At 52.9% G+C, this 13,764-nt stretch carries 8 protein-coding genes; 4 read left to right on the top strand and 4 right to left on the bottom strand.

Annotated elements, in window-relative coordinates; translation table 11 throughout:
• The 4 genes from uvrA to LAT75_RS12725 form a co-directional block, all read right to left on the bottom strand.
• Positions 1 to 2,629 (bottom strand): excinuclease ABC subunit UvrA (gene uvrA, locus LAT75_RS12740; protein WP_291483055.1); only part of this gene is annotated, 2,629 nt, incomplete at its 3' end.
• A 244-nt stretch (positions 2,630 to 2,873) separates the two neighbouring features.
• Positions 2,874 to 4,916, bottom strand: coding sequence for an LruC domain-containing protein (locus tag LAT75_RS12735; RefSeq protein WP_291483054.1), 2,043 nt, complete (start codon positions 4,914 to 4,916; stop codon positions 2,874 to 2,876).
• 228 nt (positions 4,917 to 5,144) lie between these two features.
• On the bottom strand, positions 5,145 to 7,196 hold the full coding sequence (locus tag LAT75_RS12730) for an LruC domain-containing protein (RefSeq protein WP_291483053.1): 2,052 nt from the start codon (positions 7,194 to 7,196) through the stop codon (positions 5,145 to 5,147).
• A 451-nt stretch (positions 7,197 to 7,647) separates the two neighbouring features.
• Entirely contained in the window at positions 7,648 to 9,690 is a 2,043-nt protein-coding gene (locus LAT75_RS12725; RefSeq protein WP_291483052.1) for an LruC domain-containing protein, read from the bottom strand.
• A 430-nt stretch (positions 9,691 to 10,120) separates the two neighbouring features.
• On the opposite strand from LAT75_RS12725, the gene polX reads away from it, so the two are divergent.
• The 4 genes from polX to LAT75_RS12705 all read left to right on the top strand — a co-directional run.
• Positions 10,121 to 11,890 (top strand): DNA polymerase/3'-5' exonuclease PolX, encoded by a 1,770-nt coding sequence (gene polX / locus LAT75_RS12720; RefSeq protein WP_291483051.1) that lies wholly within the window; start codon positions 10,121 to 10,123, stop codon positions 11,888 to 11,890.
• A gap of 41 nt (positions 11,891 to 11,931) precedes the next feature.
• Positions 11,932 to 12,276, top strand: coding sequence for a hypothetical protein (locus LAT75_RS12715; protein WP_291483050.1), 345 nt, complete (start codon positions 11,932 to 11,934; stop codon positions 12,274 to 12,276).
• A complete protein-coding gene (locus LAT75_RS12710; RefSeq protein ID WP_291483049.1) occupies positions 12,218 to 12,883 on the top strand; it encodes a TetR/AcrR family transcriptional regulator in 666 nt (221 codons plus the stop codon). The genes LAT75_RS12715 and LAT75_RS12710 overlap by 59 nt, the downstream gene beginning before the upstream one ends.
• A gap of 99 nt (positions 12,884 to 12,982) precedes the next feature.
• On the top strand, positions 12,983 to 13,764 hold a 782-nt coding region (locus LAT75_RS12705), incomplete at its 3' end, for a TolC family protein (protein WP_291483048.1).

The raw sequence follows: 13,764 nt of genomic DNA, 5'->3' as shown, positions 1-13,764 counted from the left end.
CGATCAGCCGCTGAAAGCTTTTGAGCAGGCGGTTCACATCATCGAAGTGCAGGCCGGTTGTGGGCTCGTCGAAAAAATAGAGGGTGTGTCCGCTGTCGTTGAAGGAGAGGAAGCGGGCGAGTTTCACACGCTGCGCTTCGCCGCCGCTGAGGGTGTTGCCGCTCTGCCCCAGCCGGAGGTAGCCCAGGCCCACATCTTCCATCACCTGCAGGCGGTTGGTGATGGCGGCTTCATCCACAAAAAATTCCAGGGCTTCAGAAATCGACATTTCCAGCACCTGCCAGATGTTGCGGCCGCGGTACTCAACGGCGAGCAGATCCTTGCGGTAGCGCTTGCCCCCGCAGGCTTCACACGGCAGTTCAATATCGGCAAGAAACTGCATCTCAATGGTTTGGATGCCTTCCCCCTGACAAGCTTCGCAGCGGCCGCCGGGCTTGTTGAAGGAGAAATCACCGGCGTTGAAGCCCATGATTTTGGCCTGACGCGTACCCGCGAAAACGTCCCGGATGCCGTCGAAGGCCTTGGTGTAGGTCGCCGGGTTGGAGCGTGAAGAGCGGCCGATAGGCGACTGATCCACCATTTCGACCTTATCGATGTGGTGGATGCCCTCCAGCTTTTTGAAGCGTCCGACCTTGCCGCTGTAGCTGCCCAGCTCTTTTTGGAGGCCGGCGTACAGGGTGTGGTGCGTGAGGGTAGATTTGCCCGAGCCGCTCACGCCGGTAACGCAGGTGATTACGCCGAGCGGAAATTCGGCGTCTATGTTTTTGAGATTGTGCTCGGAGGCGCCCTTCACCCTAATCCACTGTTTGGGCTCGCGCCGTTTGGGCGGCACCGGAATTTCGTCTTTGTTGCTGAGGTAGCGGCCGGTGAGCGTTTTGGAAGCAAGCAGCTCTGGAAACGGACCCTGAAAAACGACTTCGCCCCCGTGTATGCCCGCAAAGGGACCAATATCGATGATGTTATCGGCGGCCTTCATCATTTCGGGGTCGTGCTCAACCACGAGCACGGTGTTGCCGATGTCGCGCAGGGTTTTGAGGATGCTGATGAGGCGGGCGTTATCCCGCGGGTGCAGGCCGATGGTGGGCTCGTCGAGCACGTACAGGCTGCCGATGAGGGAACTGCCGAGGGAGTTGGCCAGGCTGATGCGCTGCGCTTCGCCCCCGCTCAGGGTGTTGGTGAGGCGGTCGAGGGTGAGGTAGTCGAGCCCGACATCGTTGAGGTATTTGAGGCGCTTGCGGATTTCGTACAGAATCTGACTCGCAATGCCGAGCTCGTATTCGCTGAGTTCGAGCTTGTCGAAGTATTCCTGCGCGTGGCCGATCGTCATTTCGCAGACCTCCCCGATGTGGAGCCCGCCGACCTTCACGTACTGCGCATCGCGCCTGATGCGGTAGCCGTCGCACTCGGGGCAGCGGCTGTAGCCCCGGAAGCGCGCATAAAAAATGCGCATGTGCATCTTGTAGAACTCACTTTTGATGCTCTCGAAAAAGCCGTTCAGCCCGATGTACTCATCCTTCCCTTTCCACAAAATTTCTTTGACGGACTTGCTCAGCTCGCGGTAGGGCTTGTCGATGGGCAGCTGATAGCGGGCGGCTACTTTAATGAGGTCGCGCAGGTTTTCGGAGAAACGGGCCCCGCTGAAAGGCGCAAGCACGCCGCCGCGGATGGTTTCATCGGGATCGGGGATCACGAGATCTTCGTCGATGCCGGTTACGCGCCCGAAACCTTCGCAGTGTTTGCAGGCCCCGAAGGGGTTGTTGAAGGAGAACATCTGCGGCGTAGGTTCTTCGAAGCTCATGCCGTCGAGCTCGAAGCGGTCGCTGAACACATGCTCTTCGCCCCCGCGGATGCGGATGTAGCACACGCCGAGGCCCTCACGGAAGGCCGTCTCGATGGAGTCGGCCATACGGCTGCGCATCTCGCGCTCATCTTTCAGCATGAGGCGGTCAACCAGCACCCGGTGCACGTTGCGCTTGATCTGCTGCGGGCTGTAGTCGTCGCGGCTGAGGTCGAGGATGCTCTCATCGGCGGTGAGGATGCGGGTGAAGCCTTTTTCGCGAAGTACCTCCAGCTCTTCGGTCACTTTCTTGTCGCGGCTCGGGATGCCGAAGAGCACATAAAAGCGGGTACCTTCTTCGAGCTGATCAAACAAAAAGTCGATGACGGTGAAGGGGTTTTCTTTTTGCACCTGCCGCCCCGATACGGGGGAGAAGGTACGGCCTGCGCGTGCAAAAAGGAGCCGGCAGTAGTCGTAGATTTCCGTGGTGGTGCCAACCGTTGAGCGTGGGTTGGAGGTGGTGTTCTTCTGCTGAATGGCCATGGCCGGCGATATGCCCTGAATGAAATCCACATCGGGCTTATCCATGCGCTCGAGGAACTGCCGCGCGTAGCTCGAAAGGCTTTCCACGTAGCGGCGCTGCCCCTCGGCGTAGATGGTGTCGAATGCCAGGCTTGATTTCCCGGAGCCCGAAACGCCGGTAATTACGGTGAGTTTGTTTCGGGGGATGGTGACATCGATGTTTTTCAGGTTGTGTACCCGTGCACCCTTCACGATGAGCGGGCGTTCCTGTGCCTGACGGCTTGCAGCCGTTGGCGAGGGAGATTCAGCGGGGGATTCGGATGTTTTCATGGATAAAGTAAGATTCGGGGCCGTTTAGCGAACATCACCGGTTTGTAAATCATTCTGAAACGGGCTCGGGGGAAACAGGGCAACACCCAAGATACGGAACACAGCATTCGGCTTCCGGATTAGTTTAGGCCCGGAAACACATCACCCTAAAAACAGCACAAATAAAAAACGGGTCCGCCTGTCCGGCTAGACCCGTTTCAACCATGAAAAATAAAAGTAATAGCTATCTGTATGAAAAAAAGGGTTAGTTGTTTTCCGTATTCGGATTAATGAACAACTTGCCGCGGTCGCGGTAGCCATCCTGATCGCGGTACCAGTCTTTATAGATGGCGCCGCCTGACTCTGCCCAGTCAGCGAACCGGAGCATGGCGTTGGTCATATCTACGCCTTCGCGCGGGTAAGGAACGCTTTCCGGGATGTTGATGGCCCAGTTGAGGTTGGCACGGCTTTGGTACCAGCGGTTTTGACCAGGATCGGAACCGTCGTTACGGGTTCCAAAAAGAGACATATCTGCGAGCGCGGTGGGTTTCATACCGGGCAGGTGAATCTCACGCTTGCGGTCGCCTTTTCTGAAAACAAAAGGGTTGTACGGCATGGCGCCCAGCTGACCTTTGGGTACAGGGTTGATGAATTCAACCGTGATAACCAAATCGTCGTAAGGAACGGCACGGTTGGGGTCAAGCACGTTGGCAAAGCCGGGCAGGTTTTCGTTAGCGTTATCGAAGGCGATAAAAACGGCGTTTGTATGGCCGGCTTCGAGGCCGTTAGGCAGGGTTTCGATGTTGCCGGTTGAAAGGCGGGTACCGGTTACGGACCGGACGTTGGAGGCAGGTACGTTATCGAGGGAGAAACCCATACCGTTTACAAAGGCCGCGCCGGTTGCACGGATACGCAGGCGGAATTCGATTTCTTCGATGTTGTTATTGGCGTTGGCGGTTTCCATGATCTGATAATCTACTACCAGGTCGTTCATGTCGTAATCGCCGTAGGAAGGCCAGAGGTCTTCAAAAGCCAGGGTACCAAAGCGGCCTTCGCCGGGACCGAAATTGAAGATCTTACGGGGGGCGTCTTCAGGGTCGCCGAGTACCGGCACCTCTGACATATCAATGCTTTCTACCGGGTTCCAGGAAGTGAAGAACATTACATCGTTGAAGTCTTCGTCGCTTGAACCCTGACGTGAGATGTCTTCCCAGCCGAGAACCAGTTTTTCCTCAATGGTATCATAGAAAACAACAAGGTGTTCGCGCTTGTTGGGGTCGGTGATGTGGGTGTTCAGGTTGTGGTCTGAGTAGTGAATCCAGCGGCCGGCTGAAAGCTCGCTTTGATTTGGTATCCAGCCGTCGGCAATCAGGAAGAAGCCGATGCGTGTGCCGGCCGGGAAGGCGTTGAAATCGAGCTCACCCTGCAGCGGGCCTTTCAGTTGCACTTTGTCACCGGGGCTGAGTGCGCCGTCACGGAAGTGCGCGTGCGGGAAGATGATATAGTGTGTGTCGATATCCGAAGGTCTTTGGGGCTTGTTGTCTTCGGTGTAGTAATAGTAGCCCATAGCATTGCGGTAACCTGCGCCGGTACCTACAAAAGTGACCCAAACGTGGGCGTCTTCAGTAAGAACGAGATCACGCGGGATGTTTGAATCAAGCAGTTCAGGGCGGTCGCGGGGAACACGCTGTGTGCCGGGCAGGAAGGCATTTACACGGCTCAGGAAGTTCATGTCGAGCTCATCGGGTACCGTGAGGTAATCCGGGCGGCCGACGGAATTCCAGGTGCCGATGGGGGTGAAGGTCACATTCTGCAGGCGCAGCGGCTCGGGCATTACCTGCTCGGTATCAAAACCATTTCCGGCAGGTCTGAAAGAACCCTGAGATACGGTTGGCTGGTAGGTGTAATTGGCAGAACGCCCTGAAACAGGCACTTCAGCGAAGGTTTCTACCCCGATAAAATCAGTGGTGATAAACAGGGTTTCGAGGCGGGTAGGTACGTTAATGGTGGTTGAGAGCTGCCCCTGATTGTCCAGGAAAAAAGAGCCAAGACGGGTTGCTTCAGTTTCTTCATCAAAGGGATCAGCGTCGTAAACGTTGTAAACAACGCCTGCTACCGGCTCGCCATTGGCAAGATTGGCAGAAATATTCAGTGTGATATCCTGTGTGCTGCTAAAAGTAAAGTTAGCGGGAATGCGAAGCCCGTTAAAACCATCGCCGGGTTCATCGTTTCCGGTATTGCCACTGTTGCAGGCTGTAAACACAGCTGCTGTTGTAAAAATAAAAATGAGGTAGATCAGCTTTTTCATGGGGAAAGTTTTTATTCGTTACATGTTTTGTACGGCTAATGATAAGCACAAAACAGCGGATTACGGGTTTTATTCGATGAACTGCATTGAATGAGAGACTAAATGCAGGCCCTGAATCATTAGCAGTTTATTACATGCAGGGCAAAAAAAGAGCCCGACCGGTCAGGGCAGGGCTCTTAATGGGTATATGTGTAATTGGAAACAATGCGGGTAATCTGTTTCTGAAAGTTAATCCCCGCCGCCGTTTTCTTCGCTGCCGTTGGGATTGATGTAGAGTACGGATTGATTTCGGTAGCCGGGTAAATTTTTGTACCAGTCAGGGAAAGCTTTGCCGCCTGACTCCGCCCAATCTCCAAAACGGGTGTATGCCTGTGTGAAGCTGCTGTTTTCCTGCGGATAGGGGATATGGTAGGGTACATTCAGCGCCCAGTTCATGTTGCCATTGCTGATGTAAAACCTGCCCGAATCCGGATTTGTGTTGTCGTCATGCGTGCCAAAATAGCTGGTGTTTGCAAGGGAAGTTGGCCTGCGCCCGGGCAGGTGTATTTCTCTGTCTCTTTCCTGAGTACGGAAAGAATAGACGTTGAAGGGGCTGTTGCCAAGGATGGCTTTGGGTACAGGGTTTACAAACTGAACGGTTACCCGTACCGTGTCATAATCAACATGAGTGCGGGCCGGGTACACGTTGCCGAAAGAAGGCATGTTGTAGTTGGCGTCGTCGAATGCAATAATGTTAGCCCATTGCTGCCCGCTTTCAGTTCCGTTGGCATTGAGGGATATATTGCCTGTTGTGAGCCGGTTACCGCTTACTCCGGCAACATTTGAAGGCGGCACATTGTTGAACTGGAAGCCGATACCGTTACGAACAGCTGCACCGGCCGCACGAAGAACGAGCGTGAGCTCAATTTCCTCAATGTTGTTGTTGGCATTTGCGGTTTCCATGGTTTGGTAACTAACCACAAGGTCGTTCAGGTCGTAATCTCCGTAGAATGGCCACATATCTTCAAACAGCAGTGTACCAAAGCGATCCTCGGCGGGGCCGAAATTGTAGATTTTTCTTGCCGGTGCGTCCGGATCGCCGACAACAGGTACACCGTTGGTATCGACTGCTCCCGGAGGGTTCCAGGTTGCGTAGAACATCACATCATTAAAATCATTGTCGGCACCGGAACCTCTGCGAAGGTCTTCCCAGCCTAAAACGAGCTTGGATTCTTCCACATCATAAACCACAACAAGCTGCTCTCTGAGATCAGGATTACTGGTTTGCGTGTTCAGGTTACGGTCTGAGTAATGGATGAGCCGGCCGTTGGTAAGGCGCTCGCCGGGATCGTTGTCCGGTTTCCAGGCGTCTCCGATCAGGAACCAGCCGATGTAGGTGCCTGCCGGGAAAAGTCCGTCAGGTCCGGGACCGGGAAGCTGCACCCGGTCTCCGGGCAACAATGCACCCTGTGCCGGTCTTGCTCTTGGGAAGATCAGATAATGCGTATCGATTTCATTGGCGGTTTGTGGCCTTGTGTCGTCGGTGTAGGTGTAGAACCCCAAAGCATTATTCCAGCCGGAACCGGAACCAAGGAAAGTTACCCAAACCTGCCCGTCTTCAATAAGGTGAAGGTCACGGGGAATGGTCGGATCAAGCAGGTGAGGGTGGTTGTCCGGTACGCTTTGTCTCAAAACAAGCAGTGAGTTTACACGATTCAGGAAATTCATGTCAAGCTCATCCGGCAGGGTGAGGTAATTTGGCCTTCCGTTGGTTTCATCCCAGGTACCGATTGGCGTTAGGGTTACATTCATGAGCCCGGCTTTGTTGGCAGCTGAAGCTGCCTGAAACAGGTCGGGAGTTTCTGAGCCCCTGTTAGCAGCAGCAGAAACCGGCGCATAATGGTACACAATACGATTACCGTTTACCGGTACAATAGCGTGATTTTCAATACCAATAAAATCAGTGGTAATGTGAACTTCTTCAAGCCATGAAGGCACGGGAAGGCTTGTATTAACTGTACCGGAAGCGTCGGTGTAAAAAGAGGAGAGCCGTTTGCCGCCATTATCCGGATCGGCGTCAAAGATGTGATAAATCACCCCTGAGATGGGCTGTCCGTTTTTTAAAGCGGATGTGATCTCAATTGTGACATCATTAGTCGAACTGAAAAGAAAAGAGTTAGGAATGTTGAGTTCAAACGGGTTGGTGCCGGTACCATCGCCGGGTTGAAGTGTGTGCCCCTTGCAACCTCCCAAAAGAGTAAGGAAAAACGCGAAAAGAAGGATTCGGTATGGAGTAGTCATATAGGTGCGGAGTTTTATCATCACTTGGATTAATTATTTCTACGGGCCTAATATCCGTAAAAACCACAGTGTTTTTGAGTTCTTTCGATGAAAGCACAGCTGTGCTCGATTAAACCCTGCTTCTTAGCAGTTTTGGCATTTAACTCCGGCCCCAAAGTGCCAAATAACGACAAAATGAATTCTTATGCCTGCAACCGCGTCATGAGAAAGCGCCCGGATCTCCCCCGGATAAGAATGGCTTTGCGGGGATGTTGCACGAAAGTAAGTGTAAATACGTATCTTTAGTTTGGGAAAATATTGTGCGTAAGTACTGCTGCCATAAGTTTGTCTGATTTTTGAGCGGGTTAATGAGCCGTATATCTATAAAAAAAGAGCCCGACCGGTCAGGGCAGGGCTCTTGTATGGGTATATATGTGTTAAGATTAAAAAAATCAGAAGCTATACATGAGGGTTAATCCTCACCGCCGTTATCCTCACCGCCGTTTGCATTAGGATTGATGTACAGGTGAGAGGTATTTCGGAAGCCCGGATTATCTTTGTACCAGTCGGGGAAAGAAACTCCGCCTGATTCAGCCCAATCGCCAAAGCGGGTGTAGGCCTGGGTGAAGCTTGAGTTTTCGTTTGGATACGGGATGTGATCCGGTACATTTAAAGCCCAGTTTAAACCACCTCTGCCGATATAGAACAAGCCGGCCGCCGGGTCGGAGTTGTCGTCGTGCATGCCAAAAAGGCTGGTATCCGCAAGGGATGTAGGCCGGCGCCCCGGAAGGTGGATTTCCTTACTGCGATTTGTTGTACGGAAAGAAAAGACGTTGTAAGGGCTGCTTCCGAGAATAACTTTCGGCACCGGGTTTACAAATTCTACGGTAACAACCAGTGTGTCATAATCGACATGTGTACGACCGGGGTACACATTCGCAAATGACGGCAGGTTAAAGTTGGCATCATCAAAAGCGATAATCGTAGCCCACTGCTGCCCGCTTTCGGTTCCGTTGGCGTTTGTTGAGATATTGCCGGTAGTGAGGCGGTTGCCGGAAACGCTTGCCACATTTGAAGGCGGAACATTATCGAACTGTATGCCGATTCCGTTTCGGACAGCCGCGCCGGCTGCACGAAGTACCAACGTAATCTCAATCTCTTCAACATTGTTGTTCACGTTGGCTGTTTCTTTGGTCTGATAGCTTATAACAAGGTCGTTAAGGTCATAATCGCCGTATGAAGGCCAAAGGTCTTCGAACAGGAGGGTGCCGAGGCGGTCCTGAGCAGGGCCGTAGTTAAAGATTTTTTGCTCAGGGGCATCAGGGTCGCCGGTAACCGGTATGCCGTTGGCATCAACTGCTCCGGGCGGGTTCCAGGTGGCGTAAAACAACACGTCGTTGAAGTCATTCTGGAAGTCACGATTTCCTCTGATTAAATCTTCCCATCCGAGAACAAGCTTGGATTCCTCAACATCATACAAAACAACGAGGTGACGTTCTCTGCCTTCGGGCGCGTGCCTATTCAGCGCTGCATCTCCGTAGTTGGTGTGCCGGCGGTTGGTAATCTCGCCGCCATTGTTTGGGCGCCAGCCGTCAGCCACAAGAAACCAGCCGATGTAAGTACCCGCCGGAAAGGCACCGTTAAGACCCGGACCGGGCAGCTGAACCCGGTCGCCGGGCTGCAGACCTGAACCAGCAGTCGCATTCGGGAAAATCACATACTTAGTGTCAATATCGTCAGGCGTAGCCGGTCTGTTACCAGCAGTGTAGGTATAAAAGCCCAGTGTGTTAACGTAAGTGGCACCCGGATCACTCCCGAGAAATGAAACCCACACCTGACCTTCCTGTTCCAGGAACAGATCTGTCGGAATGCCTGAGTCCAGCAGTTCAGGGCGGGTATTTGCAATATTAGTTCCGTCAAGCACCTGATTGATGCGTGTAAGGAAATCCGGATTGATGGCATCTGGCATCGTAAGGTAATCCGGCAGGCCACTCGAGTTCCAGGTACCGATAGGGATATAAGGGCCGCTGTTCATTAAACCGGCTTCCTGTGTGGTTTGTGTTGTTGTAAACCCGGTGTCCGGAATCTGCCGGTTGGCGGCAGCTTGCTGGTGGTTAAGCGTGATGCTGTTTCCGTTTACGGGTACAACAGCGTGATGCTGTGCGCCAATATAGCTGGTAGTGATGTGCACCTCGTTCAGCATTGTCGGTATTTCAATGCGTGTACTAACCGTACCGCTTTCATCAAGAAAGAAAGAAGACAGGCGTTTGCCGCCTTCGGCCGGATGTGCATCCCAGATATTGTAAACCGCGCCCGCCAGGGGCTGACCACCGGGGAGTTTGGCGCTGATATTAATGGCTACATCCTTTGTGGATGAAAACAGAAAGGACTGAGGTATTTTCAGATCAAACGGATTGGTATCGTTGTCAGCAGGGGGTTGCAGGGTGTTTCCTGAGCAGGCTGAAAACAAACCTGCTGTAACAACCAGGAGCAATATTTTATAAGCAGGTATCATAGTAAAGGGGTACTTGGGGTGCATTTTGTCGCAATTAAATGTTTCAGAAACAAAATCCGTATGAATCCCTAAGAATAAAAATGACTTTCGATTAACACCCTGTATTACTCGATGAATGAAAATGGTTCTGATTGAGATCAGACAGGGTCAGTTTGTCGGGGCTTGTAGTGAGCCAAAGCGAGTTTAATCAAAAGGTAAGCTCGATGGAGCTTGATCGTTAGGTGAATAAAAGCACAATTTTTTTTTGAAATGCCTCTCATGAACAGAAAACAGCCCTTACGGTAGCGTTTTTATGTAGAAATACGAAAATCTGAGTTTGGTCGTAAGCGCCCGTTTAAGTTGATTATTTTGTGCTGCGCCATCAACGGATGTGTATTTTGTAGTGTTAAAAGGCAAAAGAAAACTATTTAGTCACCATATTTACCCGATAATGCCCTCACTTGATAACAAAACCGTAGCCGCACTGCTCGAAGAAACCGCTGTTTATATGCGGCTTGCAGGCGTAAATGACTTCAAAGCGATTGCCTTCGACAGGGCAGCCCGTACCATTGAGACCCTCGAATCTGAGGTTGAAGCCCTCATCACCGAAAAAAAACTCACCGATATAAAAGGTATCGGCAAGTCGATCGCGCAGGATCTGTACGCCTATGCTGAAACCGGCGAAATTCCGGTACTTGAAGAGCTGAAGCAGCAGGTGCCCGCCTCTTTGGTGGAATGGCTCAACATTTCCGGACTGGGGCCTAAAAAAATCTACAAAATCCACAACGAGCTGGGAATTACCACAATTGAAGAGCTTCAGGAGAAGTGCGCTGACGGCTCGGTCGCTGCACTGAGCGGGATGGGGAAGAAATCCGCCGACAAAATCCTGAAATCCATCGAGTGGATGCAGCAGTTCTCGGAGCGCTGCCGTCTTGATGAAGCTACCGAAATCGCACAGCGTTTCTACGAAGACCTGAAATCGGTCGCAGGCGTTCAGGAGATTTCCATCGCCGGCTCCCTGCGCCGCAGCGCGGAAACCATTGGGGATATCGACATCCTCATCGCGGCCGAAAAAGCCGAAACGGCGGGTATCTTCGAGACCTTTCTGGCACACGACAGCGTGCTTGAAGTGCTGGGGCAGGGCGACACAAAAGCTTCCGTGCGTACCAAAGAAGGGCGGCAGGTGGATGTGCGCATTGTGGACCAAAAGCAGTTTCCGGCTGCGCTAATGTACTTCACCGGCAGCAAGGAGCACAATGTGGTGATGCGGCAGCGGGCACGGGATAAAAAGCTGACCCTCAATGAATACGGCCTCTTCCACATGGATGCCGACGGAAACACCGATTTCAGCCGCCCGCTCGAAACCGGCAGCGAAGCCGGCATCTATCAGGAGCTGGGCCTCAGCTTTGTGCCGCCCGAGCTGCGGGAGGACCGCGGGGAGTTCGCCTTTTTTGCTGAGCACACGCTCGAAGAGGCCAATCTGCCCGAAGTTTCTGATATCCGCGGTGTGCTGCATGCGCACAGCACCTGGAGCGACGGCAAATATTCCATCCGGGAGATGGCCGAAGCCTGCATGGCGCGCGGCTACGAATACCTGGGCCTCACCGATCACTCGCGAACGGCATCCTACGCCGGCGGACTCACCGTTGAGCGGGTTCAGAAGCAGTGGGCCGAAATTGATGCGCTGAACAACGAGTTTGCCAAAAACGGCCAAAATTTTCGCATATTCAAGGGCATTGAATCCGACATGCTGCCCGACGGCAGTCTCGATTACCCCGACGACATCCTGGCAGGGTTCGACTTCGTGATTGCATCCCTGCACGCTTCGCTCGATATGGCCCCGGAGAAAATGCTGGAGCGCTACCTCCGCGCCATCGAAAACCCGTACACCCGCATTGTGGGTCACCCGACGGCCCGGCTGCTGCTTAAGCGCGACGGCTCCAAGGTGGACCTGAACAAAATGATTGAAGCCGCCGCCGCGAACAACACGGCGATCGAAATCAACGCGAGCCCCTGGCGGCTCGATATCGACTGGCGCTACGGGCAAAAAGCCAAAAAAGAAGGCCTGTACACCGCCATCTGTCCGGATGCACACGATATAGAGGGCATTGATGATACCGCATACGGCGTGGCCATTGCGCGCAAGGGCTGGTTCAGCAAAGACCGCATCATCAATACCATGAGCACCGAAGCACTCGAAGCCTGGTTTAAAAAGCGGTAGCAAAATCACCCGCGGCAGTTTGCGGAGGATATTCTTGAAGGATGACCAAAACCGGATACCCGGCTGATGGTCATCCTTTTTTTGTTTTTGGGATGTATGATGCCGCCCTGAATCAAAACGACCGGCCTGTACCGCTGAAAGATGCAGCAAAGATCCGCTGGGATATAAGTGTGAGGCAGGATCACAAACCTGCACTGACAAACTGGCAAAGCGCTTTCAGCAGGGGGAGTAAAATTATTTTGCAGGGTAACAGAACGATACTTGTCATGATCAGGTTCAAGCGCTTAACTTACAGTCAATTACTGACTACCAGTCATAAACTACCTGATGCCAACAACAGAACGAAAAAAACGAGAGCGGGAAAACCGGCGAAACACCATAGTTGAAGCCACCGAGCGGCTGATTACCGAGCGGGGTTTTGAATCAATTACTATGGACGATATCGCAGAGGCAAGTGAAGTAAGCAAGGGTACCCTGTATCTGTACTTCCGGAACAAATCAGAAATTGCACTCGCAATGCACACGGTCGGCATGCAGGAAATGCTGAACCGCATCGCAGGTCTGATTGCAACCTCCGGAACAGGTCTTGAAATTATCCAAAACATGGGCCGGCTGTTTGTCGATTTTGCCCGTGAAAACGACCATTACTTCAAGTGCATGGTGTATCTGGAAAGCATGGGGTTCGAAGCGTTTAAGGGGCTCAAAGACACCGATACTTTTGGCAGCCTTCAGGATTCGGACCGTGCAATTTACAATTACATCCGCCGTGCCATTCAAATTGGCATACAGGACGGGAGCATAGATGCGGGGTTTAAACCGGATCTGCTGCCGCTTCAGATAATGATGACCGTGCGCGGCATGATGCAGTTCATAATTTACCGCGATGCCGGCCTGTTTATGGCATCGGGTACCGAATCGGCAGGTGTTACCCTCGAAAGCCTCCTCGATGACTATGCGGAACTCCTTACAAGAGCCCTGCGGCCATCGCGCTGACTGTCAGTCAATTTTTGGTGAACATATATTTTCCAGACTCGTAACAGCACCTCATCCCGAAAAACGTATTAAACTCAAATTCATTAATAAACAGATAACATGGCTAAGGCCTTTTTACTTAGTTTGCTGATTACCGGACTGCTGCTGCCGGGCGGAAGCCTGAAAGCGCAGCAATCACAGCCCGGGCAGGTGCAAGCCGAAAACGGCACCGTGTCCCTTTCTTTAGATGAAGCCATTCAGATTGCAATGGTGAACAACTACATGATCCGACGGGGGCTGCTCGACATTGAAAATGCGAATGCGCAGATACGCGAAGCCTGGGGCGCGGTTTACCCGCAGGTGAATGCCTCGGCGCAGTACACGCGCAACATTCAGATTCCCAACCCTTTTGCCGGTTCTGATGCCGGAGGCATCTTTCAGGCTTTTGGCGCCCTTGAGTGGCTCGCATTTAATGAAGGCCGCCGCACCGACGGCGATCCGGGCACCGAGCCCATTCCGTTTGATGACTTCCTCGAGCGTCAGGCGCAGGGCTATCGCGATGCAGGCCTTACGCCGCCGGGCTTCGATTCGGACAACCCGTTTGCTATCGAAAACGAGTTTCAGTTCGGGCTGAATGTTACACAGGCGCTCTACAACGGCTCGGCCTTTGCGGCTATCCGCGGGGCAGAACAGCTCCGGCAGATCAACCTCGATCAGGTGGAGCGCGACCGTCAGGTCATCACCGATCAGATAACCGAGGCCTTTTATACCGCACTTCTTGCCCGCGAGCAGTATCAGGTGCTTGAACTGAGCGTGCAGCGCCTGCAGCAAACCGTGGAAGAAACCCGGCGCGCGGTGCAGGCCGGCGTGCTTTCCCGCGTGGACCGCCTCAGCGCGGAAGT

Source organism: Cyclonatronum sp., from assembly GCF_022565315.1.
In the GTDB taxonomy this organism is placed as follows: domain Bacteria; phylum Bacteroidota; class Rhodothermia; order Balneolales; family Cyclonatronaceae; genus Cyclonatronum.
This window is presented reverse-complemented; position numbering and strand designations above follow the sequence as displayed.

Excerpts from the sequence above, each read along its gene's own strand:
- LAT75_RS12715 (WP_291483050.1), top strand. The coding sequence starts at position 11,932 with ATGACCAAAACCGGATACCCGGCTGATGGTCATCCTTTTTTTGTTTTT.
- LAT75_RS12735 (WP_291483054.1), bottom strand. The coding sequence starts at position 4,916 with ATGAAAAAGCTGATCTACCTCATTTTTATTTTTACAACAGCAGCTGTG.
- LAT75_RS12725 (WP_291483052.1), bottom strand. The coding sequence starts at position 9,690 with ATGATACCTGCTTATAAAATATTGCTCCTGGTTGTTACAGCAGGTTTG.
- LAT75_RS12730 (WP_291483053.1), bottom strand. The coding sequence starts at position 7,196 with ATGACTACTCCATACCGAATCCTTCTTTTCGCGTTTTTCCTTACTCTT.
- polX (WP_291483051.1), top strand. The coding sequence starts at position 10,121 with ATGCCCTCACTTGATAACAAAACCGTAGCCGCACTGCTCGAAGAAACC.
- LAT75_RS12710 (WP_291483049.1), top strand. The coding sequence starts at position 12,218 with ATGCCAACAACAGAACGAAAAAAACGAGAGCGGGAAAACCGGCGAAAC.